Source organism: Psychrobacter sp. 72-O-c, from assembly GCF_904846605.1.
In the GTDB taxonomy this organism is placed as follows: domain Bacteria; phylum Pseudomonadota; class Gammaproteobacteria; order Pseudomonadales; family Moraxellaceae; genus Psychrobacter.
In genome coordinates, this window is record NZ_CAJHBI010000016.1 from 54668 (window position 1) to 78151 (window position 23484).

At 43.1% G+C, this 23484-nt stretch carries 22 protein-coding genes; 14 read left to right on the forward strand and 8 right to left on the reverse strand.

Translation table 11 applies throughout. The features are described from left to right. Window positions 1–121: 121 nt before the first annotated feature. From JMX97_RS07705 to JMX97_RS07715, 3 genes are all read right to left on the reverse strand, one after another. Window positions 122–1399, reverse strand: coding sequence for a cation:proton antiporter (locus JMX97_RS07705; RefSeq protein ID WP_201556556.1), 1278 nt, complete (start codon window positions 1397–1399; stop codon window positions 122–124). Window positions 1400–1544: 145 nt separating this feature from the next. After that, a complete protein-coding gene (locus JMX97_RS07710) occupies window positions 1545–3158 on the reverse strand; it encodes a DUF2254 domain-containing protein (protein WP_227671506.1) in 1614 nt (537 codons plus the stop codon). Window positions 3159–3249: 91 nt separating this feature from the next. Continuing rightward, a complete protein-coding gene (locus JMX97_RS07715; RefSeq protein WP_201556557.1) occupies window positions 3250–4800 on the reverse strand; it encodes a YihY family inner membrane protein in 1551 nt (516 codons plus the stop codon). A 326-nt stretch (window positions 4801–5126) separates the two neighbouring features. Between JMX97_RS07715 and wrbA the strand changes: the two genes are divergently transcribed. Continuing rightward, the gene (gene wrbA / locus JMX97_RS07720) at window positions 5127–5744 is read left to right on the forward strand and encodes an NAD(P)H:quinone oxidoreductase (RefSeq protein ID WP_201556558.1); all 618 of its coding nucleotides are present in this window, start codon (window positions 5127–5129) and stop codon (window positions 5742–5744) included. Between the two features lie 261 nt (window positions 5745–6005). Beyond that, the gene (locus tag JMX97_RS07725; RefSeq protein ID WP_413786398.1) at window positions 6006–6401 is read left to right on the forward strand and encodes a hypothetical protein; all 396 of its coding nucleotides are present in this window, start codon (window positions 6006–6008) and stop codon (window positions 6399–6401) included. 153 nt (window positions 6402–6554) lie between these two features. On the opposite strand, the gene JMX97_RS07730 is transcribed toward JMX97_RS07725, so the two are convergent. Beyond that, a complete protein-coding gene (locus JMX97_RS07730; protein ID WP_201556560.1) occupies window positions 6555–7325 on the reverse strand; it encodes a DUF3108 domain-containing protein in 771 nt (256 codons plus the stop codon). A 417-nt stretch (window positions 7326–7742) separates the two neighbouring features. Here JMX97_RS07730 and JMX97_RS07735 point away from each other — a divergent pair, with 417 nt between their 5' ends. Both JMX97_RS07735 and groL read left to right on the forward strand, forming a co-directional pair. Beyond that, window positions 7743–8033, forward strand: coding sequence for a co-chaperone GroES (locus JMX97_RS07735; protein WP_201556561.1), 291 nt, complete (start codon window positions 7743–7745; stop codon window positions 8031–8033). 159 nt (window positions 8034–8192) lie between these two features. Continuing rightward, window positions 8193–9839, forward strand: a complete 1647-nt coding sequence (gene groL / locus JMX97_RS07740) for a chaperonin GroEL (RefSeq protein ID WP_201556562.1) — start codon at window positions 8193–8195, stop codon at window positions 9837–9839. 132 nt (window positions 9840–9971) lie between these two features. Here the strand turns inward: groL and yaaA are convergent, their stop codons facing one another. Next, a complete protein-coding gene (gene yaaA / locus JMX97_RS07745) occupies window positions 9972–10772 on the reverse strand; it encodes a peroxide stress protein YaaA (RefSeq protein ID WP_201556563.1) in 801 nt (266 codons plus the stop codon). 392 nt (window positions 10773–11164) lie between these two features. Here yaaA and JMX97_RS07750 point away from each other — a divergent pair, with 392 nt between their 5' ends. The 6 genes from JMX97_RS07750 (at window position 11165) to JMX97_RS07775 (ending at window position 15954) form a co-directional block, all read left to right on the forward strand. Beyond that, window positions 11165–12334, forward strand: coding sequence for a Re/Si-specific NAD(P)(+) transhydrogenase subunit alpha (locus tag JMX97_RS07750; protein WP_201556564.1), 1170 nt, complete (start codon window positions 11165–11167; stop codon window positions 12332–12334). 116 nt (window positions 12335–12450) lie between these two features. Continuing rightward, complete coding sequence (locus JMX97_RS07755; protein WP_265089447.1) at window positions 12451–12801, forward strand: proton-translocating transhydrogenase family protein; 351 nt, start codon at window positions 12451–12453, stop codon at window positions 12799–12801. Window positions 12802–12815: 14 nt separating this feature from the next. Then, complete coding sequence (locus tag JMX97_RS07760) at window positions 12816–14198, forward strand: NAD(P)(+) transhydrogenase (Re/Si-specific) subunit beta (protein ID WP_201556578.1); 1383 nt, start codon at window positions 12816–12818, stop codon at window positions 14196–14198. A gap of 292 nt (window positions 14199–14490) precedes the next feature. Further along, window positions 14491–15027, forward strand: a complete 537-nt coding sequence (locus JMX97_RS07765; protein WP_201556566.1) for an acyl-CoA thioesterase — start codon at window positions 14491–14493, stop codon at window positions 15025–15027. Between the two features lie 126 nt (window positions 15028–15153). Beyond that, window positions 15154–15366 carry a Fe-S cluster assembly protein IscX gene (gene iscX, locus JMX97_RS07770; protein WP_201556567.1) on the forward strand — a complete coding sequence of 71 codons (213 nt, stop codon included), beginning with the start codon at window positions 15154–15156 and terminating at the stop codon, window positions 15364–15366. Window positions 15367–15438: 72 nt separating this feature from the next. Next, complete coding sequence (locus JMX97_RS07775; RefSeq protein WP_201556568.1) at window positions 15439–15954, forward strand: GyrI-like domain-containing protein; 516 nt, start codon at window positions 15439–15441, stop codon at window positions 15952–15954. Window positions 15955–16127: 173 nt separating this feature from the next. Here JMX97_RS07775 and JMX97_RS07780 read toward each other — a convergent pair whose 3' ends face one another. Beyond that, window positions 16128–18305 (reverse strand): TonB-dependent receptor family protein, encoded by a 2178-nt coding sequence (locus tag JMX97_RS07780; RefSeq protein ID WP_201556569.1) that lies wholly within the window; start codon window positions 18303–18305, stop codon window positions 16128–16130. A 382-nt stretch (window positions 18306–18687) separates the two neighbouring features. Between JMX97_RS07780 and JMX97_RS13900 the strand changes: the two genes are divergently transcribed. Both JMX97_RS13900 and JMX97_RS13905 read left to right on the forward strand, forming a co-directional pair. Beyond that, window positions 18688–18849 (forward strand): hypothetical protein, encoded by a 162-nt coding sequence (locus tag JMX97_RS13900; protein ID WP_265089443.1) that lies wholly within the window; start codon window positions 18688–18690, stop codon window positions 18847–18849. A gap of 76 nt (window positions 18850–18925) precedes the next feature. Then, entirely contained in the window at window positions 18926–19129 is a 204-nt protein-coding gene (locus JMX97_RS13905; RefSeq protein ID WP_265089444.1) for a GNAT family N-acetyltransferase, read from the forward strand. 133 nt (window positions 19130–19262) lie between these two features. Here the strand turns inward: JMX97_RS13905 and dapE are convergent, their stop codons facing one another. Then, window positions 19263–20510, reverse strand: coding sequence for a succinyl-diaminopimelate desuccinylase (gene dapE, locus JMX97_RS07790; protein ID WP_227671505.1), 1248 nt, complete (start codon window positions 20508–20510; stop codon window positions 19263–19265). 121 nt (window positions 20511–20631) lie between these two features. After that, a complete protein-coding gene (locus JMX97_RS07795) occupies window positions 20632–21426 on the reverse strand; it encodes a 2OG-Fe(II) oxygenase (protein ID WP_201556570.1) in 795 nt (264 codons plus the stop codon). Between the two features lie 130 nt (window positions 21427–21556). On the opposite strand from JMX97_RS07795, the gene JMX97_RS07800 reads away from it, so the two are divergent. Together JMX97_RS07800 and pssA are read left to right on the forward strand one after the other, a co-directional pair. Next, a complete protein-coding gene (locus tag JMX97_RS07800) occupies window positions 21557–22432 on the forward strand; it encodes a 23S rRNA (adenine(2030)-N(6))-methyltransferase RlmJ (RefSeq protein WP_201556571.1) in 876 nt (291 codons plus the stop codon). Between the two features lie 10 nt (window positions 22433–22442). Beyond that, window positions 22443–23354, forward strand: a complete 912-nt coding sequence (pssA, locus tag JMX97_RS07805) for a CDP-diacylglycerol--serine O-phosphatidyltransferase (RefSeq protein ID WP_227671504.1) — start codon at window positions 22443–22445, stop codon at window positions 23352–23354. Window positions 23355–23484: the final 130 nt, after the last annotated feature.

Sequence of the window (23484 nt, forward strand, 5' to 3'; positions counted from 1 at the left end):
ATAAGCAATACAGACTTTAACAACAAAAAGCCAGCATAAAGAGGATATCTCTAGTGCTGGCTTTTTATTGTTTTAAACTAGGTTTTTTATTTTTGGCTTAGAGCACACTATTCTAGTTGGTCTAAACCTTTAATTGCTTTTCCTCAATAGGGCGAATTGATTGGGCCACTTTGCCCACACTCAAACCCTGAATCAAAATAGAGAACACTACCACCGCATAGGTCAACGCCAATAAAATATCACGTTCCGCTCCTATAGGTAACTGTAAAACTAGCGCTACGGAAATACCTCCTCGCAGACCGCCCCATGTTAAGACTTTCCATGCGCCAGAGGGCAAAGCGAGCTGCTTACTAAAGGTCTTGGTAGTCATTCCCACTACGATAAAACGAGCCAGTAGCGCGATGATAATGGTTAGGCCGCCAGCAATAAATAAATTACCTGAAAAAGCAATTATCACCACCTCTAAACCGATTAAAACAAACAAAATCGCGTTTAGAATCTCATCAATCAATTCCCAAAATAAATCAATGTAGTGGCGAGTCTTATCGCTCATCGCCAGCTCCCGCCCGCGGTTACCGACCATTAGCCCCATCATGACCATGGCCAGCGGGCCTGACAAATGCCAATGACTGGCCAGCGCGTAACCTCCTATCACGCCAGCTAGGGTTAATAGCACCTCTTCTTGATAACTATCAATGCTTTTAATTAAGTAATATAAAATTGCCCCCAGCACCAAGCCAAAGACGATACCGCCACCAGCCTCGACTGCTAGCGTATGCGCCACATAGTTGACGGTTGGAATATCACCGCTAGATAAAATCCCGAGAAGTATCACAAAGATAACGACGCCGATACCATCATTAAATAGAGACTCGCCAGCGATGACAGTCTCGATACTCTTCGGCGCGCCTGCTGACGCTAAGATACCCATCACCGCAATGGGATCGGTAGGTGATATCAAAGCACCAAATAACAAACACCAAATGAATGGCAGACCGAAGCCTAACAGCGGTAACATAAAATAAATAGCAGTGGCAATGAGCACAGCTGATATGACCGTACCCAGACAAGCAAGAATACCAATGGGCAGTTTATAGCGCTTTAAGTCCCCAATATTGACATGCAATGCACCCGCAAATAGCAGCATGGAGAGCATGCCATCAAGTAATACTTCGGTAAAATCAAGTTGGTCTAATAAGCTGACCTCATAATCAATCAGCTGATCGAAGCCTAAAAAACCTAAAAATATCGCGACAATAGATAAGAGGATAGAGATAACCATCACACCGATAGTCGTTGGTAGACCAATAAAGCGATGATTAACATAGGCCAGCGAGGCAGTAATTGATAAAAAGATGGCGCTGATTTCAAGTATGGTCAGGCTGGTTGCAGATGCCATGAAAGAAGTCTCAAATTAATATAAAGAGTTGCCATAACCCTAAAGGTTGGTATGGCGATGTGCCGTGCTTGTTTTGTTATTTTACTCGTACTCGTTTGTGTTTTCATGTGTATATATATAAATACTATACTTGTCATATGAAAAGTTAGCTTGTCTTTGTCTGTAATGCTTTATGAATGTGTGCTGAAAACTCGCTAACATATTCAAAGTGTTGGTGCTTGGCATCCTCATTATGAATGAACTGCCGCGCCTGACTACACATCGCCATCAGGTCAACTATTAGCTCGCTATAGCTAAGGTTTTCTTCGCCTGCACGCCCGATTAAGCTCAGCTCGTGTAGTAGTGTTTGCCGTTGAGCACTGTTCACGCGTGCATAATTGAGATCGGTCATAGACCGACATAGCGCTTTTAACACCATCAGATCAGTCGCGGCATAACGGCGTATCTCCCCAAGAGAGATGTCGATAAAGTCAGATATCTTGGGCGTTTTAGTAATGACTGCCAATATCGCCACGCGCGGCTGGTTTACTGTGATGTCAGAAGTATCCTTATCATAGGGCGGTGTATAAAAGTGATAGGGGCTAGGCGGTTGGCTGCGCATCATGATACTCAAGCATGCGGTCAATGACTGCAAACAGTTGACCGCCGTTTTAGGATCGTTAATACCAGGTGATAGTGCGCGTATCGCAATCTCAGTCACTTGTCCTAAGCTATAGGCAATATCATTAGAGTGAGTTGGTCTGCGATCAAGACGAATACAGGTCGCAAAACGCTGCCAGAACACTCCATCAGGCTTACGCGGCATGACAGCTAGATGTGAGGTTTTGGTTTTTTGTAGGTAATTTAGGTGGTCTGCTGGACGCTGGTAAAAATACCCCATGACGTTCTTGTCGGTAACAAAGTTCCCCAGATTGGTACACATCTGCAGCACGCCACCGTAGTCTTGCGCCAATGTAACCAGTGATTCAATATATATCTGCTGAAGATAACCTGAGCTTGGCGCATAAATAGCAGTTGCTGGCCAGTTAGAAAATTGCGCAACATCTTCACTTGCCACGTCGCGCTGATGCTGAATATCACAGTTATCATTGTACCAATAATGAATATTTTTAATAGCATCATCACTGGCATCTTTAATAACATGGGATGCTTGAATAGCATGTACCATATGCTGCACAAAATAGACCAATAATAAGGCGCAAATAATCGCCATGATAATTGCGAAGGTCACCGCTAACTGCGGCACACCAAATTGAACGTCGTACTTATGAATAGATTTTAACACCAACAAGCTATAACTAAAGGTACCAATAAATGCACCGAGTACAAACTGGTTGGGGGTGTCGGTCAAGAAGTTACGTAGCAGCCGAGGTCCAAACTGCGATGAGGCCATAGACAGTACGGCAATAGTAATCGAAAACGTCGTTCCTGCTACGCCAAGTACTGCTCCTGCAATCGCGGTCATGATCGCACGCGCCGCCTGATCGTCACCCGTAAAAGCAAAAGTGAGTTCCTTGACGGTTTCACGATCAAAGTGCTCATCGATAGAGACTAGTATTGGGGCTAAAAAAATACCTACTAATACACAAGCTGTTGGAATAAACCAGTAAGAGCCAATCAGCTGTTGCCATATGTTTTTTAGACGATCAGGCAAACTGGTTAGTGTCTGCAACGACCATAAGTGCACGAATTGCTTAAGCCATTGTAGGCTTGCCGCTAAGGTACGTTTGGGCAGGCTGTTTCCAGGGTTTTTATTCAACGTTGTTAGCTCCAGAATTCATACCAGTTTTTTTAATTTTTATAGTAGATGTCTCATACTGCTCAGTAGTGACACTGTTTACTTATGACGTTTACTTATGACTTTCTGGATTATCCGCTTCAGTAATTATATAGCCTTTGCTATTATTATTAGCGGCTTGCTGTTGGTCGCCATTAGTCTTAGGAATTAAAACTTCACGCTGATGATTGTCGCATTCCACCTCACTGTCTTTATCATAAGCTGCGGGATCAAAGTCTGGCGTAGCACTGCTAACTGAATCGCTATCTAAATTGCCTTTGGGAAATCCACTAGACTTTTTATCCGTAGAATCTTTCAATCTCTTATGATTACTATGTGCAACACTTTCATCAGCAGGCGATTTTTTGCGCGGCTGACTGTGAGCAAAGATAGTAGCTAATGGCAAGTCAAGTTGGTCGCGCGCGCATGTTTCCGTATTCTCAAACCGCTGCACCAACAAGCCTAACCATGGCTTCTGATCTTCTTGCTTCATCTCATCCAGCTCGTCTTTGATCGGTAGCGGATAAGGTAAGGTACGATAAAAATCCCATAGCGACATATTGCTAAGATCTTTTTTGAGCACATATTCGTCATGTTCGGTCGTGGTAATCAGATTGCAGTCTTTAAGGTAGTTAATATAGGTGTACCATTTTGGCAGCTCTTTACGTCCCAGTACATCACGTAGCTCTTGCTCACTGACTGCGTCGCCTCTTAGATGATGGGTATAGACCAGATTAAGCATATCTAATAAGCTCAGTAAAGGATGGCGCGGATAAACTTCCTCGGTCTCAAAAATCGTTAGGGTATAGCTAATCTCAACCCCTAGTAGAATTAAATTCCACGATAAAAAAATCCATAATAAAAAAATCGGTACTGCCGCAAAGGCCCCATAAATCGCTTCATAGCTGGTAAAGTTAGTCATCACAGTACCGAAGATGTGCTTGAGCAGCTCAAATACGATGGCGACAAAAATGCCAGCAATAGCAGCATTCTTAGCTGGCACGCGTGCTTTTGGGATGAACCAATACATGCCAATGAAGCCGGCTACCGTTATCCCAATCGAGACTGCCTGCACCCAAAATGACCAGTCAATACCATAACCGCCGATTTGACGGTTTAAAAAGCTGAGACTCTGCACGGTGCTAGAAACGATAAATGCCGTGCCCAGTACCAATGGACCCAAGGTGACAATGGTCCAATAACGCAGCATACTCTTCATACCACCAGAACGGTCTTCTACTCGCCAAATCTGATTAAAGGCACGCTCAATGGTAGTTAAGGTCAGGATAGTAGTAATAAACAGTATCATCGCCCCAATAGCGGTCAAATTCGAGGATTTTTCAGCGAAACTATTAATGTATTTGCTGACTTGTAAGCCCGATTGCGGTAGCAAATTACTATAAATCACTTCATAAATCTGTGCTCTAACCGAAGCGAGCGCTGGTACCGAAGATAGAATCATCAACAACACCGTCAATATAGGAACAATTGACAGCATGGTGGTGTAAGTAAGAGAGGCAGCTTTTTGTTGGCAGTTATCCTCGAAAAAATGCCGAGTCAAGAATCGTAAAAATAGAAACCAGCGTTGTTGTAAAAAAGGCAGCTTTTTTAATAAGTTTTCCATGACGACCATTTAAGAGGGGTAAAAGTAGCAATAGTGTAACAAAAATGTGCCACCAGCATCTGCTCCTTATTTGTGTCAAAATGCATAGTGCTACTAATAACAAGGCAGAATAATAGTACCGGACGTTACGTTTGCATATGAGCTGACGAGTCGGGCATAATGTGAGCATATACTCATAACAGCGACTGGTTAAATCGTACATTCATAGCTCACAGCACGATATAAAGGCTACTCTAAATGCTTTTATTAATGAGGTGCTGCTATCGGTGATCTTATAAGAATAATCAAATAGTTTAAAACTAAATTTTTAAAAGGAAGCTTTGCTAATGAGTCAGACCACCCCTTGTGTTTTGATACTTTATTATTCCCGTTATGGCACCACTAAGACTTTGGCCTACTCCATTGCTCAAGGTGTTGAAGAGGCGGGCATGACTGCGCGTATTCGTACTGTGCCAGTGGTCGCGCCTGAGACCACATCAAGTAAGCCTGCTATTCCTGAAGAAGGCGATCTCTACTGTACGATGGATGATCTAAAAGACTGTACGGGTTTAGCACTAGGCAGCCCAACCCATTTTGGCAATATGGCTGCGCCAATGAAGTACTTTTGGGACAATACCGTTACCATTTGGCTGGCAGGCAATCTACAAAACAAGCCGGCGTCAGTATTTACCGCAACCGGCTCGATGCATGGCGGGCAAGAAACGACTCTGCTGACTATGATGTTGCCGCTAATTCATCATGGCATGATGATTGTCGGTATACCCTATGCAGAGCCTGCGCTTAATCGTACCAATCGTGGCGGCACGCCTTATGGCGTGAGTCATGTTAGCGGTGCTGCCCATGATCAACCTGTATCCGATGATGAGCGTGAATTAGCTGTAGCCCAAGGTCGTCGTTTGGCGATTAGTGCTAAAGCTCTGGCGCAAGCTGATTGGAGTCGTTAAACTTGCTTATTATAATGGCCTGTCTTAATGGTTTATTCTAATGGTGTGGCCTGCTGGTTTTAACGATGTATCAAGGGTTTAATGATGTATTATTGATACTAATGGGTAGTAGCTGCTCAAGAAACATTACTCTGCTTAAGAGTAGTGTCATCAACTGGGAAATAAACATATCTAATGTCGAACACTTCCAATCCTCCTAATGGTCAAACGCCGACGAAAAATTTGGCTAAGGCTGCCAAGCCTAAAAATCCTATTGCCCCAATGCAGCAGCGCTTAATGCTGACGTGGTTGGTATGGCTGATTTATCGGCTGCTAGGACTGCCTATTTTAATCAGTATTTTTAACCCGATGAATCCTGATATTATCGGTGGTATTGCCTGGCAAGCATTATGGTTGGTACCAGCCTTGATTTTAACGCCGTCGATACTACGCGGACGCTCGCCTTATGCGCTATTGGTAGATAGTATGGTTACCTTAGTTTATTTAGGGGCTAGTGGGGTCGTGCTGTTCGCCCGCGTTTATGGCAGCAGCTGGGCAGAGTTGGTAGTCTATTTGCTTGATTTTGTCTTAATATTTTTGATTAACACCTGGTTATTCTTGCTATTAAAACGCCTACCCTCAATGAATAATGTAGAAAAAACCCCCAGAAAACCCTAGTCTTGTTAAAGGTTCTAGGTTTAAAGTTATGAAATAAAATCGTAAAAGAAAGCCACAAAAAAGCGGCGCTCTAATAATTAGAGCGCCGCTTTTTTATATAATGATTAGCTGGATACTAATCTAAAGTTAAAGTACTTAAAGCTAAAGCACTCATTAATTTACTTTGGTCAATTCTAGGTCCATTTTTTTACCATCATTTATCTGGCTAACTTTCACTGGTAGGTAATCCAAGCTTGGCGCTAACCAAAAGCTGGTAGAGCGACTACTATCATCATGAATGCGATCAACGCGCACGGTATCAAAGCTACCAGCAGGAACGGTTATTTTAGTATTGCCAGACTTTTTAAAGGGTGTTTTCTCAATTTTATCTTTTTTGGCCATGTAGTAATTACCAGAGAACTTACCATTGAGTAAGTCTTGGCGAATCTGCACCTCAAGGCTTAAATCATCAAAAGCTTGCTGAGCCATGCTTAGATTGATGGTTTTGCCTTTATACGTACTGGCCACTTGTTTTTTGCTCGGATTAAATTTGAGATTATGGGTGCGCCCAAAGCCTAGCAACTTATAAGTAGTGCTGGCTTGCGTAGGGCTAACATTGTTACCTACTATGGTGAAGGCGCTACTTTGTGAGGCGCTAGCAATACCGGCAACGCGTGCCTTAACATCATATTTCCAGAGGTTACCTGATTTACTTATATTTCGGGTTGCTGTCCCTTTATATTTATCTTCTACGGTAAAGCTATAATCAGCAGTTGATGGCTGTATATTTTTTGCGCTGGCAAGGGTGGGGGCAGTCATACTTAACGCTCCAATGGTCGCGATACTGGCTCCAGTGGTAAATAGAGATAGGAGTTTGTGTTTACCACGTTTTGTGTGATTAGAATGGGGTGCTGTAGATGGCTCGTTTATTGACGAAAAACTCATGGATGTCCCTTAATTGGTTGTCGTGCTGCTACTTCGATGCCTATTTGATACCGTGCAGTCTTTTTGATAGCTATTATTTATTGCTTGAGGACTATAATGGTCATATGCTGTTACATTTTCAAGAGTAGCAAGCATAGTAGACGTTTGGCTCTTGTAGTTAATGTTGCCACAATCGCCTATGCCATCATTATAAGTAACGCTTTGTCAGTAAAGTTACTGATAAGCATGAATCAATAACTCATTTTACGAAATCTTCTTGTAAATTTTTTAGCTTTACACTTGAAGCTATCTCCTCCTGTCCCCATTTTTTGGAACAAGCTCAATGCTTATCTTTGAGATTGCTTTAAGATTGGCCATTGAGACATTTAGATAAAACAATTCCTTAATTCAAACAACCAACCTTTTGGAGTCATATCGATGAATATTCGTCCTTTGCATGACCGTATTGTCGTCCGCCGCATAGAAGAAGAAACAAAAACTGCTGGTGGTATTTTATTACCGGGTTCAGCACAAGAAAAACCCTCACAAGGTGAAGTCTTAGCAACGGGCAATGGCCAGATTCGTGATAACGGCGAAACTCGTGCGTTAGATGTAAAAGTTGGTGATAAAGTATTGTTCGGTCAATACGCAGGCCAAACCGTTAAATTTGACGGTGAAGAGCTATTAATTATGAAAGAAGCTGATGTATTGGGTGTATTAGAAGGCTAATTATAAATAAGGCTGTGTTATCTGTAGATAAATACTTTTACAGAGACGTAGTAAGGGTTTAAAACTAAAGCAACGCCCTTATAACAATAGCTAACTTATTTAAAAACATTCTTGATAATCTCATCAGATTATTCAACCAAATTATTGGAGTTATTTAACATGGCAAAAGACGTAAAGTTTGGCAGTGATGCCCGCAAACAAATGATGGATGGCGTAAACATCCTAGCAAACGCCGTTAAAGTCACTTTAGGCCCTAAAGGTCGTAACGTGGTTATCGATAAGTCATTTGGTGCCCCAACAATCACCAAAGATGGTGTATCTGTAGCGAAAGAAATCGAGCTTGAAAACAAGTTTGAGAACATGGGCGCACAATTGGTACGTGAAGTAGCAAGCCGCACTAATGATGTTGCTGGTGATGGTACAACGACTGCTACCGTATTGGCACAATCAATCTTGCAAGAAGGCATGAAATCAGTTGCCGCTGGCATGAACCCAATGGATCTTAAGCGCGGTATCGATAAAGCCGTACGCGAAGCCGTTAAGCAAATTCATCTGCTAGCCACCCCAGCGGATGATCAAAAAGCGATTGCCCAAGTGGGTTCTATCTCTGCTAATTCAGACACCAAAATCGGTGAATTGATTTCGCAAGCTATGGACAAAGTCGGCAAGCAAGGCGTTATCACGGTTGAAGAAGGGTCAAGCTTTGAAGACACTTTAGAAGTCGTCGAAGGCATGCAGTTTGACCGTGGTTATATCAGCCCATATTTTGCTAATAAGCAAGATAGCTTAACTGCTGAATTTGAAAACCCATATATCTTGCTCGTTGATAAAAAAATCAGCAATATTCGCGAAATCGTGCCATTACTTGAGCAAGTAATGCAGCAAAGCAAACCTTTGCTAATCATTGCTGAAGACGTTGAAAATGAAGCATTGGCAACTCTAGTAGTTAACAACATGCGTGGCGGCTTAAAAACTTGTGCTGTAAAAGCACCCGGTTTTGGCGATCGTCGCAAAGCAATGCTACAAGATATCGCAACCTTGACAGGCGGCACGGTCATCTCAGAAGAGATTGGTCTGACCCTTGAGACTGCTACCCTTGAGCAGCTTGGTACCGCCAAAAAAGTTACTGTCGGTAAAGAAAACACCGTTATCGTCAATGGTGCCGGCAACACAGCTGATATCAATGAGCGTGTAGACTCTATCCGTCGTCAAGCTGATGAATCAACGTCTGATTACGACAAAGAAAAGCTACAAGAGCGCATGGCAAAACTATCAGGCGGCGTTGCAGTCATCAAAGTTGGTGCGGCAACCGAAACTGAAATGAAAGAGAAGAAAGACCGCGTTGATGATGCGCTACATGCCACTCGTGCTGCGGTTGAAGAAGGCGTTGTTCCTGGCGGCGGTGTCGCATTAGTTCGTGCCATGAATGCATTGGCTGAGCTTAAAGGCGATAACGACGACCAAGACGCAGGTATCAATATCCTACGCCGTGCAATGGAATCTCCATTACGTCAAATCGTGACCAACTCAGGTGAAGAAGCCTCAGTTGTTGTTAACGAAGTGAAAAACGGTACGGGTAACTACGGTTACAACGCTGCTACTGGCGTTTATGGCGATATGCTTGAAATGGGTATTCTTGATCCAGCGAAAGTGGCGCGTTCAGCACTAGAAAACGCTGCTTCTATCGCCGGCCTGATGCTTACAACCGAAGCTATGATTACTGACTTACCAGAAAGCGATGACGGCATGGCTGGCATGGGCGGCGGTGCTGGTGGTGGAATGGGCGGTATGGGCGGCATGATGTAAGCTGCGCTAACACCGATATTCCTATCTACTAAAAATCATTAATGATAACTATTGGTGATTATAGCTAAGAGAAAGCCCCGACTCATTGAGTTGGGGCTTTTTTTATTCATTTAGCATTATTAGCTTCAATCTCTACTGATCCACAGCATCCCGCCTAAACGTCCACGTCTTATCATCAGAAGCCTCCGCACAATAATAATATCCAGCTAGGTTAAAGGCTTTGAGCTGTTCTGCGTTGGTAAGTCTATTATCAGCGGCGTACTTTACCATCAGTCCACGTGCTTTTTTTGCATAGAAGCTAATGACTTTATACTGTCCATTTTTCTCGTCTTCAAAACGTGGCGTGATGATTGCTGCATCCAATGCCTTTTTCTTTACCGCTTTGAAGTATTCATTCGATGCTAAGTTAATTAACACTGGCGGCTCATTCGCTGATTGTACATCCCTGATACGCATGTTCAGTAGCTCGGTAATTTGCTCGCCCCAAAACTCATATAAATTGGCGCCTTGCTCATTCTCAAGCTTAGTACCCATCTCTAACCGGTACGGCTGGATTAGGTCCAATGGTTTTAGCACCCCATATAAGCCTGACAATATTCCCAAATGTTCATTTAAATATATGATTGTCTCTTTATCCATGCCATAACTGTCTAATCCCGTATAGACATCGCCTGCGAATAAGTAGCTAGCCGCTTTGGCATTGTCAGTGGTAAAGGGCAGCTGCCAGTTGTGATTGCGCGTCGCATTAAGGGTAGCAAGATCAGATGAGATACCCATAAGCTCTTGCAAATCCACCGGATCTTTGGTTTTAAGTTGCTGAATGAGCTGTGCTGATCGGTTAATGAGTGCAGGCTGACTGTAACAACTGTCAAGGCTTACGGGTACAGCATCCGTTTCGTTCAATGATTTAGCAGGGGAGAGTACAAAATACATAATCATTCCTTATTTAGTAGACCAATGACAAATCTGTTACGGCATCAGATTCGCTCAACGTATCACATTTAAAGTTTGCATCTATCTTTCTCGTAGACGTATTATATGGGTTTCATGATAGATTACAGCACGCTGGAAAAATAAAAATTTCAAATATAACAATAAAATTTATGGAAATGGTGTAAGCACCTAACTTTTTATTATACTTATGAGTCATGAATAAGCAATGAAAGTTGGTAAACGAAGTCTCTATAATAAAAAGGCGTGATGGTAAATTAACTATCATTTATTAAATTGATAATCTTTGGTTAGATTTGTAATTTAAACAAGGTGCTTTGAGAGGTATCAAAGACAGAAATTCGACGTACAGTAATTAGAGGTGAGGAGACGGTATGAAAATCGGTGTAATCAGTGCAGATGTTGCCCATGAAAACCGCGTGGCGCTAACCCCAGACGCGGTCAAAAAACTGCGTAAGCTTGGGTTTGAAGTGGTCATACAGTCCGGTGCAGGTCAAGCAGCCTATTATTCTGATGACAGTTATCAAGCTGCGGGCGCTAATATTGCAAATAGTAGCAGCGATGTCATTGCTGATGCGCGTATCATCACCACGGTGAATGACTTGCCAGCGACTATAGTTGATAGTTTGGCGTCTGGTCAAATTGTCATCGGCATGCTCGATCCTTACCGTAATACTCAGCTTGACACTTATGCAGCAAAAGGCGTGTCTGCTTTTGCGATGGAGCTGCTTCCGCGCACATTGTCACGGGCGCAGAATATGGATGTTTTGTCATCGCAGGCCAACCTTGCCGGCTACAAAGCCGTAGTGCTTGCTGCTAATGAATACTCGCGTCCTTTCCCGATGTTTATGACTTCAGCTGGGACGGTCAAGCCAGCTAAAGTAGTTATTTTGGGTGTGGGGGTTGCAGGCTTACAAGCGATTGCAACTGCCAAGCGTCTAGGGGCGGTGGTTGAAGCCAGTGACTTACGTCCTACTGCTAGAGAGCAAGTTGAATCGCTCGGCGGAAAATGGCTTGATGTACCGATGAGTGAAGAAGAAGCGCAAAAAGCCAAATCGACTGGCGGTTATGCGTGGACACCATCAGAGCAATACATGAAAGATCAATCAGCTGTCGTAGACAAAGCGCTAAGTGGTGCTGACATCGTCATTACGACTGCGCAAATACCCGGTCGTCAAGCACCGCGTTTGGTACATAAAGCCACGCTCGATAAAATGAAAGCGGGCTCAGTACTGATAGATATGGCTGCTGGAACGGGCGGTAACGTCGAAGGTAGTGTCGCTGACCAAACCATCACTACAGACAATGGTGTGCGTATTGTCGGTGCTGCTAACATTCCATCACAGCTCGCAGCGCAGTCATCAGATCTGTATGCTAATAACCTCGTCAATTTTATCACCACCTTAATTGCCCCCGCAGCAACCACAGAAGCCACAGATAATGCTTCATCCAATAAATTGACACTTCACCTAGATATGGAAGATGAGATTCAAGGTGCATTAGCAGTCACACATGAGGGTCAAGTACGCCTCGCTAAACGTTAAATCTTTTACATATCAGGTTTTACCTGTCTCGTTTTATATATTGTCAGTAATGAATAAATTTTTAGGAGGATAAGATGATTGCCACTGTTTTAGCGGCGGCACCAGCTGGTGCGGCCATGGGTAGCACCCCATTTGTAGCAATTTTTACCGTATTTGTACTTGCTATTTTTGTCGGATATTACGTCGTTTGGGGTGTCACGCCAGCACTCCATACGCCATTGATGGCAGTAACCAATGCGCTATCAAGTATTGTCATTGTAGGTGCGATGCTTCAGACCGTCACTATTGATGGCGATATGTTTACCGCGACCAGCTTACTCGGTGCTTTTGCCGTATTTTTAGCCAGTGTCAATATCTTCGGTGGTTTTGCGGTGACTGAGCGTATGCTGGCCATGTTTAGGCCCAAACCTAAAAAAGCGCCCGTTGTTACTACTAACAGCACTACTGAGAGCGGAGGCAACGTATGAATGATTTAAGCACTATGATTGCTGCCAATGCAGACTGGTTTTATTTAGTCGGTGCCATCTTATTTATCTTGACCTTACGTGGTTTATCTAGTCCCAAAACGGCTATTCGTGGTAACCGTTTCGGTATGGCAGCGATGGCCATTGCTATTGTCACCACCTTCTTCTTAGCCGAAGGGCCTATCCTATGGATGATTATTGGCGCTATGGTACTGGGGGCGGTCGTCGGTTTGTGGAAGGCTAGAACGGTCGCGATGACCCAAATGCCAGAAACTGTCGCTTTGATGCATTCGTTCGTTGGTCTTGCAGCGGTGGCCATTGCCCTAGCAACGGTGCTACATACTGAGGAAGCGTACAGCACCATTACCCGTCTAGAATTGTTTATCGGTTGCTTTATTGGCGCTATTACCTTTTCAGCCTCGTTTTTTGCCTTTGGTAAATTGGCTGCTAAAAGTTGGGCAAAAACACTCGTTGGTGGTTGGGTTAAACCAGTCCAAGCCATTCTATTCATAGCAATGGTTGGTTTTGGTGCGGTCTACTTTATGACTGATTCGCTACCAGCCTTCTATGTGATGACCGTATTGGCTATTGTCTTTGGTTGGATGTGGATTGCGCCGATCGGTGGTGGTGATATGCCAGTAGTGGTATCTTTACTTAACTCATTCTCAGGTTGGGCAGCAGCAGGGATTGGCTTCACGCTTGGCAACTCGATGTTGATTATTGCAGGCTCGTTGGTGGGTTCATCCGGCGCAATCTTATCTTATATTATGTGTAAAGCTATGAATCGCTCATTACTCAACGTCTTATTTGGCGGTATGGGTACCTCGGCCGTTGCAGCAGGCGATGATGACGGCGCACCAAAGAATTATAAATCAGGCTCAGCAGAGGATGCTGGATTCTTGATGGCTAATTCCAGCGACGTGATTATCGTTCCTGGGTATGGTATGGCGCAAGGGCGTGCACAAAACGCAGTCAAAGAGCTGTACGAGTTACTAAAGGAAGAAGGGGTCAGAGTACGCTTTGCTATTCATCCAGTAGCTGGTCGTATGCCAGGTCACATGAACGTTCTACTGGCTGAAGCTGACGTACCTTATGACGATATTATTGAGATGGATGAGATTAACTCTGACTTTGCTGGTACCGATGTGGTGCTGGTAATCGGTGCTAATGACGTCGTCAATCCTTCGGCTAAAGAAGACCCTACTTCGCCAATATTTGGTATGCCAATATTGGAGGTGACCAAAGCGCAAACGGTTATGGTCATCAAGCGTTCTATGAATACAGGTTATGCTGGTTTAGATAACAGCTTGTTCTATATGGACAAAACCATGATGATATTTGGTGATGCCAAAAAGATGGTAGAAGAAATGGTACGTAGTATCAATGGCGCCGGTCATTAAGTTGGTATTAGATTAAGAATCCATTAAACTAACAGGCCACTAGATTAATCAACTAACCACTATCAAACTGATTTTGCAACAACCGTCAGCGTCTAAGTTGCTCACTGTCAAAAGTGAGCAGTGATGTTAAAATAGATAGAATGAGTTAGCCGCTATTTTTGTGGTCTTAATGGCCTTAAGAACTACTGAAAATCGCTAAAAGTCACTGAGGTGGCTTTTTTTGCGTTGAGTCAATTTACTTTTTTCCGATGCTAGCCATTAGCAGTCGATGTACTTAATAAGAGAGTCATTCATGAACATGTTGCTGCGTTTCTTTATCATGATTAGTTTGCTTAAGCAGCAACTTAAACAGCAGTCAGTTGATGGCGAGCTTAGTATAGAGATGCTTACCAAACCTGTTGTGCGTCGTTATCGGATATTACCGCATGACATGGGTTTTCGCGATCATTTGCCCAATTATCGCTATTTATCCTTCATTGAGCTAAATATTACCCGTTGGCTACTGGCTTGTTGTCATCAAAAAAATATTGAGCCATTGCAATGGATTATCGCCATGCAGGAGATGGTTTATCTCAAAGAGATTAAGTTTTTGGATAAAATGATGGTCAGTAGTGTACTGGCAGGCTGGGATCATAAATATGTTTATTTTGAGAGCCGATTTTTTGTAAAAAACCAGTTGATGGGCGTAGGCATGACTAAGTTTGTGTTGATGAATAAGCAAGGTAAATGCGAACCCAATAGCCTCAATATGGTAGGGGAGCAGCTCAACGATGTCATCACTTCGTGGAATAAGCATCAGATAGCAGTGAAGTCTGCTCCAACGGCATAAATAGAGGGTTATTAATTTAGACAGTTACTAATAATTATGTGGCTTGGCTATACATCATCAGGCGAAGTTTGCTAGGATAGTGCACATTAACGTGATCATATTACTATTTAATTTTAAGGAGCAGTTATGATACCGCAGCCATTAAAATGGACAGACAGCTTAGACATTGCTATTGAGCTTTATGAGAAATTTCCTGAGACCGATCCACAGCAAATACGTTTTACCGATTTGCACCGCTGGGTGACAGAGCTTGAAGGATTTGATGACGATCCAAAAAAATCAAACGAAGGCATATTAGAATCTATTCAAATGAACTGGATTGATGAAGCCGCCGACTAGCTCGATTCTTCTACTTTAAATATGACCTCAAATAACCATGCTCTTAAACAAAAGAACAGGACAGGCAGCACCATGACTTCACCAATTAAAGAGCTAACCGAAGCGGTAGCTTGTAAAGGTATCAGCATTCGTACGACCAATATCGCTGAAATCAGCCATGAAACTGCCAAATTAGGTAGATTATGGCAAAAGTTCTATCAAGATCATGCTAGTCATCTTGAAGAAGGTGAGGATATCTATGGTATTTATCACAACTATGAGAGCGATGACGTCGGCGCTTTTGATGTAGTGGCCAGTTGGAAGACAGACAGTCAGCAAGGTGACCAAGATCAGTCAGGCAAAGGCGATACGCTTAATGCTGGCAATACTAATAATTTAGTGACGGTGACCATTCCTACAGGAAAGTATATGATATTTTCTGAACAAGGTAACATGCCTAATACGGTGATGAATGCTTGGGAGAGGGCTTGGGCATACTTTAATGACCCAAGCTGTGAGCACACACGACTCTATGGTGTTGATTTTGAGCAATATATAGATGGCAATCTAGTATACGGTCAAGTTGATCTCTATATCGGTATCGAGTAAAGCTATCAAGACCATAAAAAGTTAACCCTAAATAGATAGTCTGTGACGACGCATCAAGTGAGCTATCAGATCAATAGCTCAATAAAAAAGCCTCATCTATCATTGTAGATGGGGCTTTTTATATTATGAATAACCATGCTAAGTATGACTATCCAAGATCATTTTAAGTCTACTTAAAACGTTTTAGTGACGCCAAGGGTAAAGGTACGCGGCAGATTTGGTCTAGCACCGTACGGTGTACGGCTCACAATCACCTGTTTATCTGCGATATTCTCCACTTTACCAAATAGTTTTGCACCATAGCCGATAGGGTAGTGGGTGATGGCATCAATAGTGAATAGTGACTCGGTTTCGCTACGCGGGGCATTGGTACGACTGCAGCCGACCTCTTCACAAATACCGCCGGTATATATGGCCGTCACATACGTATCCCATCCCGAATCCATCTCAATACCTGCGCGCAAGCTGGCTTGATTTTTGGGCACTAGAGTGAGGCGGTCACCTTTGAGCGTGTTCTCATAATCTTCAGTCAGCTCAGATTGGGTGTGAGTATAAGTGGCATTAAGTGGGATACGGTAGCCTGACATCTCAAAGCTCGTTCCTGCTGACAGCTCAAGTCCGGAGATAACTGCCGAGCCGCTTTCTTTTTCTATACCTGAGGTTCTTGGGCCACAAGGCGCATTTTCCGTGCAGTTTTTTAGTACCGAGTCAAAGTCGCTATAGAATCCGACCGCTTCGACATAATTATTGCCAGCAATATAGCGCGTGCCGAGCTCATAGTTGATACTGACTTCAGGATCGGTGTTATCACTTTCAGACACGCCAGCCCCTAGTGGACTAAAGCCTTTATGAACACCAGCGATTAACTGCACGCTGTCGTTAAGCTGATAGCTGCCGGACAAACCGGGTAAAAAGATAGATTGGGTGTTACTGACTCGTGCTTGCTTATCGGTATTAAGACCGCGGGTCTCCTCTGTATCTATGTGCTCGTAGCGCATAGCTAGATTTAAGGTTAATGGGTCAGTAACCTGCCATGTATCGGTCAGCCAAAGACTGGTCGCATCTGCTTTTTCTTCGCGGTTATTACTGCCACTAGGTGCTTTGGTACTTTGATAAATCAAATCGCCATCAACCTGATTAAAAATATCACTGGGCTGATAGCGCTCGACCTTATCACGGTGGTAGCGCGCGCCGACATCGATATTGTGGTCGCCATAGCGGGTTAAAACATCGGTATTAAAGTTAGTTTGAATACCAGTGCTGTCATAGTCACGATCATTGGCTTTGATCTCAATACCGGCAAGGTCCTCGGTACCCTCTAATTGTCCTTGAGTGACATTCCCTTTATAAAACTCCTTGACCATATTGCCATTGAGCTTGTACCAGTTACGATGGGTTTTATTATAATAAGCAGTCGTACGCAGCTCAGCGTTATTGTCCAGCAGCCAGTTATGGGTCAAATTTAAACCGGTATGTTCATTCTGCATATTATCAAGACGCGACATAGGGTAGCGTCTATTGGGGTCTTTATTGAAGTCATCATCCGTCAAGCCTAAATAAGTCTCATCACTGGATTTTTCTGAATATTGAGCTTTAGCAAATAGACTATGAGCAGGATTGAGCTGATAGCGACCTTTTAGTACATAATCTTGGTTATCATAGTCGCCTGTGTCTTGACCATTGATTTGCTTAAAGCCTTTACCTTGCTGTTGCACCGTCTCAATAGAACCTGCAAAGTCACCTGAGCGCCCGCCCGCATAAGCATGGACATCAACGCCGCCACGGTCATTAACAGCTGTGGTCACTTGTCCACCGTTTTGATTGGGAATAGGGGTTGATAGATAGTTAATCACGCCGCCGGTCGTTTGCGGGCCATAACGTAGTAGCGGGCCACCTTTGATAATCTCAACCCCTGACATCCGTATGGCAGACGGATGGTAATAGGCGGCAGGTGCAGCATAAGGAGCTGGCGCGATGGGCACACCGTCTTCCATCAAATGAACCTTGCTACTACGCTCGCCAATACCAGCACGGATACTAATGTTTGGACGCAGACCTAAGCCATCTTCTTCAGAAACGTAAACCCCAGGTACGGTTTGCAAGACTTGATGAATGTCTGTGATTTGCTCATTTTCTAGTTGTTCTTTATCCACATAATAGTTTGATCCCGTCATTAACGGCACATTATCTTTACTACCGATAATGGTGATTTTATCCAAGGTCACCGCAACTTCTTCTGCTACCGTGGTAGTGTTTTGCTGATTGTCCGGGTTTTGTGCATAAGCGGCCTGCATTGATAAAGCTAAGGTTGAAAGCAAAAACACAGTAAAAGACTGATAGGGATGAGACATCTTGTGGGCTCCGTTGCCAAGATATTTAGAAGTAACTTATTTGAAAGCAAAGCGTTTAAAAATAAGTTTGATTTAAGATTGAAAAGTAACAGGACAGTTAAAAAAAATGACGTTATTACGACAATTTAAAACGGCAAATTTCAATAGCGTATGTTTGTGGAAACAGACAATATCAATAATGATTATCGTTTGCAACTAAATTCTCATTTATTAAACGGATTATTATTATTTATTTTTATTTGGGCCATCTATTCTAGAGGTGGTCTTTACTGCTTTGTTAAGATATAAGTACTCATTGTGCTAAGCTATTATCCAATGAGGATATAGGCAGTAAATATCAGCTTATACAATTTGGAATACTTAATATTGAGGATGGCATCATGTGGCAGTTACCTATCAAATCAATACAGCTATTAGCCCTGAGCAATTCGTTGGGTTGCTTGGTAAATGTAGTTTAGGTGCGCGCCGACCGTTAGACAATTACTATGTGATGAAAGGCATGCTCGATAATGCTGATTTATTAATCACCGCATGGGCTGGCTGATAAGCAGTTAGATAATAATGAAAAAGAGCTGATAGGGGTTGCACGTTGTGTCAGTGACTTTAGTTATTGCTGTTATTTGTCGGAATTAGCAGTAGCTGAAAATTACCAGCGTCAAGGTATCGGTAAATTAATGATTAAAAAGATTGAGCAGCAATTACCGCCAAGCTGTAAGATTATTCTTTTATCTGCACCGCAAGCCAGTGATGCCGTTAATAAAATAAGTTATCCTAAGATTGGTTTTACTAAGCATGAGAATGCGTGGGTGAAAATGGTGGGGTGATAACACGTTGGAATTCTTGCCACTGTTAACGATGATTTAAAGTTAACAACCAACGCTAGATCAAAAAAAAGCACCATTTGTAAGATAAATGGTGCTCTTTTATTGGCAGAATGAAACTTATTTATTATCGATCTTAATCAAGCAGTAAATTCTCTAAAATACCTTCATATATTTGTGCCAATTTTCCTAAGTCATCTACTTCCACTTTTTCATCCACTTGATGAATGGTGGCATTACGCACACCAAGCTCAACGACTTGCGCACCCGTTGGGGCAATAAAGCGACCGTCTGAGGTACCACCAGAAGTTGATAAACTAGTATCAATGCTAGTAACAGCTTTGACAGCCTTTTGACAAGCTGAAACCAACTTACCTTCAGGGGTTAAAAACGGCTGACCGGATAACTTCCAATGAATGTCATAATTAGCTTTGCTATCGGCAAATTGTTTATCAAAAATAGCGTGAGTTTTTGCTTTTAACTCATCTTCGGTAGTTTCAGTTGAAAAGCGAAAGTTAAAGACCGCCTCTAACGTTTCCGGAATGACATTAGTCGCACCAGTACCGCTATTGATATTGGAGATTTGCAGTGAGGTAGCGGGGAAGTACTCATTACCAGCGTCCCAAGTCGCATTGGTTAACTCAGCCATTGCTGGCAAGACCGCATGAATAGGGTTGCTCGCCAAATGAGGATAGGCAACATGGCCTTGTTTGCCAGTAACGGTTAACACCGCACCCAGTGAGCCCCGGCGACCATTCTTGATAATATCGCCTAAATCATCGGTACTCGATGGCTCACCGACCAAGCAATAAGTTATCTTTTCATTTCGTGCTTCTAGCGCTTCGATTACTTTGACTGTGCCATTAATTGACGGGCCTTCTTCATCAGAAGTAATTAAGAACGCAATAGAACCTTTATGTTCTGGATGATTGCGTACAAAGCGTTCGGCGGCAACGGTAAAAGCGGCAATGCCGGTTTTCATATCAGCCGCACCGCGTCCCCATAGATAACCATTAGCAAGCGTTGGGGTAAATGGCGGATAGGTCCAATTGTTTTCATCCCCTGTAGGCACGACATCGGTATGACCCGCAAAGCAAATCACTGGCTCAGTCGTTCCGCGCCGCGCCCATAAGTTTTTGACTTCAGCGTGTTCACCGCTTTTGGCTTTGTCACCGAAGTACATAAACTCGCAGTCAAATCCTGCTTGTTCCAAACGCGTTGACAAGATATCTTGGCAACCGGTATCGTCAGGTGTCACTGAAGGGCGTTCCATCAATGCCATGCTTAAGGCTAAAGTCGCTTGCTGATGAGTATCTGTTGCAGAGTTTTTAATACCTTCGATGTTATTGTTGGCAGTCTTTGGGGTTAAGCCATGATTTGACATTGGGAACCTTGTTAAAGTTAAAAGTAATTAATGATAAAACGATAGAGAATGGTCACGTTAATGGTTTACTGTTTGAATGCTCTCTAACATTAGGTGTTTTCAATATTGAAGGGTTTCGAAGCTAAGGGTTTTCAATAAAAGGCACTAAGCCATCGCGTCGCATCCAAGTTGCAATAGAGTAGCGTTGCCGATGGGCGATTTGTACTTGATGTTGTAAGTCACTATCAAATATTATCAAGCGATTGGCAACCGGCATGACGTTATGATGTTTACCATGATTATCAATCACTTCTAACGCACCGCCGTCACTTGCTTCCCAGTCATCATTGAGATAAAAAACTGCTGAGATAACGCGCTCATTACGGTCAGAAGGATTATCGCTATGCCATTGATAGCCAAAACCGACCGGATAGCAGGCATAATGTGCCTCACTATGGCGAATGCCTGCGAACAAGCTACGGTTGAGGGTTAAGGCTAAGGCATTGATACTTTGTAAATAATAATATCCTGCAAAGAAGTCTTGGGTAATCCAGCGAATTTTATCACCGCGAATATCACTGATGCGAATACCGGCAGTAAGCTGTGCATCACGATATTCAATAAAACCACTTTCAGCTTGTAGTGCTAATAGAGCTTTGCCCTCAAACACCTCATCAATAACAATCCAGCCATCAGTGACCAGCTGATCAAGCTGCGCATTAGTAAGCCTATTTTCCCAGTTAGCTTCAAAATCGGAAATCTGAAGGATCTGTTGAGTAAGCGGTGTATCGTTAGCATTACTATCGACAGTGGTGTCCATAGCTTCACTGACATTGGGAGTAAGCAGGGGCGGATTATTATCACCTATCGGATCATTGATGCCCAACTCTGTTGAGCTTGAACCTACTAAGTGAAGGTTGCTAATAATCTCTGTCATTTTATTCCTTATTAATATCTGCCCTTACCAACCAGTAATTAATCAACGCCTATTTACCAAAACCTTCGTTATATTTTACGCCACCTATGCTACCATAGATGCAATTTTTCTTATTTAAACTTTTAAACTTATGAATTATAAACACGCCTATCACGCCGGTAACTTTGCTGATGTGGTCAAACACATTTTATTGGTACAACTGCTTAATCAACTAAGCCAAAAAGACAAACCTTTTTATGTGCTTGACGCTTATGGCGGCCGTGGCCTGTATTCGCTTAGCAGCGAAGAGGCCCGTAAGACGGGTGAATCTAGAGGTGGTATTCAAGCCTTGATGAAAGCTGACACCGAAAAGGCACCAGCAGCTATCAAAGATTATGTGGAAGGTATCAAGCAAGCCCGATTCACTTATGACAAAAAAGTCTATCCTGGTTCGCCCTGGTGGATTGCTCATCATGTCGAAAAAAATCCTGATGGTGGTGTTCGCGGCGAAGCGTTTGAAGCAAAAGCCACTGAATACGACGCTCTTAACTATCAGCTACATAAGTTGCCTATTGGTATTCATCATCGCAATTCGTTTGAAGGGATTGCTGCTGTTATTCCACCAAAAGAGAAGCGTGGTCTAGTTTTACTTGATCCTCCTTATGAGCAGGAACATAAAGACTTTACCCGTCTGATTAATTTGTTAGTAGCTTCGTATAATAAATGGCCACAAGGCACTTATGCGTTATGGTTCCCAATTAAGAACATTGAAGCGGTAGAGTTGTTTTATAAAAAACTGAAACGTACCGATATGAGACGTCAGCTGGTTTGTGAGCTAAATATCTATCCTAATGACATTGCTGTGGGTCTTAATGGGACGGGCATGCTTATTATTAATCCACCATGGCAGTTTGACAATCATGCACGTGAAATATTGCGTTTCTTACAACCTATATTCAAAGTTGCTGATGCGCCAGATCTAACCCCTGATAGCGCGACCAACGTACGCTGGCTAGTGGGCGAATAAGGATACTGTTATGACTACTGAGCAATCACCCAATGACACTCGTTCAAATGATGGCTTACAGGATGGACTGTTACAGGACGGCTTATCACGTGACAGTGCAGCTACCCAGCCACCGTTTATCGATGAGCATGATTTTAATATCCGCTTAGCGGACAATGACAATTATGATGGTCTGACCTTTGAGGTGATTGAATCAGAAGTTGCTGAGGGTAAGCAAGTGGTGAGTCGCGGTGTTTATTTAGCACCTAATCTGATTACTACTTTATCGCTGCTATCTGGTTTTTACTCAATTTTGGCCAGTACTGATGGTAAGTTTTATCAAGCATCCTTAGCGATTTTCTTATCAGCTATTCTGGATGGTGCGGATGGTCGAGTGGCACGGATGCTTAATGCACAAAGCCCATTTGGGGAGCAGTATGACTCTTTAGCGGATTTGCTCGCTTTTGGTATTGCTCCTGCGATTCTAATTTATAGCTTTGCCCTAGAGCCATTAGGTCGCATTGGTCTCGGTTGTGCGTTTGTCTTTACTGCTTGCGGGGCATTCCGTTTGGCCCGTTTTAACGTACAGGTCGGTACAGTCGATAAGAAGTACTTTGTCGGTCTAGCAAGTCCGCTTGCGGCTATCTTGGTAACGGCTGCTGTCATGGTCGCCGTTGATCATAACGATTGGGTCGGACAATATGATAGCTTAGTCATGGCCTTGTTTGCTGCTTGGGTAGTTATATGTGGTTTACTAATGGTCAGTAATGTTAAGTATTATAGCTTTAAAGAGTTCGACAAAAAGAAAGTTCCGTTTGTTGTTCTTATTGTAGGCGTACTGGTAATGAGCATAGCAATATATGACATACCGGTTGGCATCCTAGCTATTGGTATCATTTACGCTTTATCAGGTATTGTTACTACCTTAAAGAGCAAGATATAAAGCTAGGACTTACGCAAAACCGAATAAGTATTGCTAACCTCAAGAATAACGTAGTAGCATAAAGTCATGAAAAAGCCCAAAGTAACCCGACTAGATTATTGCCAATATCTCATGGTGAGTCAAATAAACT

Bases quoted from the DNA above. Each gene is read 5' to 3' on its own strand.
- JMX97_RS07705 (WP_201556556.1), bottom strand. From the start codon at position 1,399: ATGGCATCTGCAACCAGCCTGACCATACTTGAAATCAGCGCCATCTTT.
- JMX97_RS07715 (WP_201556557.1), bottom strand. From the start codon at position 4,800: ATGGAAAACTTATTAAAAAAGCTGCCTTTTTTACAACAACGCTGGTTT.
- wrbA (WP_201556558.1), top strand. From the start codon at position 5,127: ATGAGTCAGACCACCCCTTGTGTTTTGATACTTTATTATTCCCGTTAT.
- JMX97_RS07725 (WP_413786398.1), top strand. From the start codon at position 6,006: ATGCAGCAGCGCTTAATGCTGACGTGGTTGGTATGGCTGATTTATCGG.
- JMX97_RS07730 (WP_201556560.1), bottom strand. From the start codon at position 7,325: ATGAGTTTTTCGTCAATAAACGAGCCATCTACAGCACCCCATTCTAAT.
- JMX97_RS07735 (WP_201556561.1), top strand. From the start codon at position 7,743: ATGAATATTCGTCCTTTGCATGACCGTATTGTCGTCCGCCGCATAGAA.
- groL (WP_201556562.1), top strand. From the start codon at position 8,193: ATGGCAAAAGACGTAAAGTTTGGCAGTGATGCCCGCAAACAAATGATG.
- yaaA (WP_201556563.1), bottom strand. From the start codon at position 10,772: ATGTATTTTGTACTCTCCCCTGCTAAATCATTGAACGAAACGGATGCT.
- JMX97_RS07750 (WP_201556564.1), top strand. From the start codon at position 11,165: ATGAAAATCGGTGTAATCAGTGCAGATGTTGCCCATGAAAACCGCGTG.
- JMX97_RS07755 (WP_265089447.1), top strand. From the start codon at position 12,451: ATGGGTAGCACCCCATTTGTAGCAATTTTTACCGTATTTGTACTTGCT.
- JMX97_RS07760 (WP_201556578.1), top strand. From the start codon at position 12,816: ATGATTGCTGCCAATGCAGACTGGTTTTATTTAGTCGGTGCCATCTTA.
- JMX97_RS07765 (WP_201556566.1), top strand. From the start codon at position 14,491: ATGAACATGTTGCTGCGTTTCTTTATCATGATTAGTTTGCTTAAGCAG.
- iscX (WP_201556567.1), top strand. From the start codon at position 15,154: ATGATACCGCAGCCATTAAAATGGACAGACAGCTTAGACATTGCTATT.
- JMX97_RS07775 (WP_201556568.1), top strand. From the start codon at position 15,439: ATGACTTCACCAATTAAAGAGCTAACCGAAGCGGTAGCTTGTAAAGGT.
- JMX97_RS07780 (WP_201556569.1), bottom strand. From the start codon at position 18,305: ATGTCTCATCCCTATCAGTCTTTTACTGTGTTTTTGCTTTCAACCTTA.
- dapE (WP_227671505.1), bottom strand. From the start codon at position 20,510: ATGTCAAATCATGGCTTAACCCCAAAGACTGCCAACAATAACATCGAA.
- JMX97_RS07795 (WP_201556570.1), bottom strand. From the start codon at position 21,426: ATGACAGAGATTATTAGCAACCTTCACTTAGTAGGTTCAAGCTCAACA.
- JMX97_RS07800 (WP_201556571.1), top strand. From the start codon at position 21,557: ATGAATTATAAACACGCCTATCACGCCGGTAACTTTGCTGATGTGGTC.
- pssA (WP_227671504.1), top strand. From the start codon at position 22,443: ATGACTACTGAGCAATCACCCAATGACACTCGTTCAAATGATGGCTTA.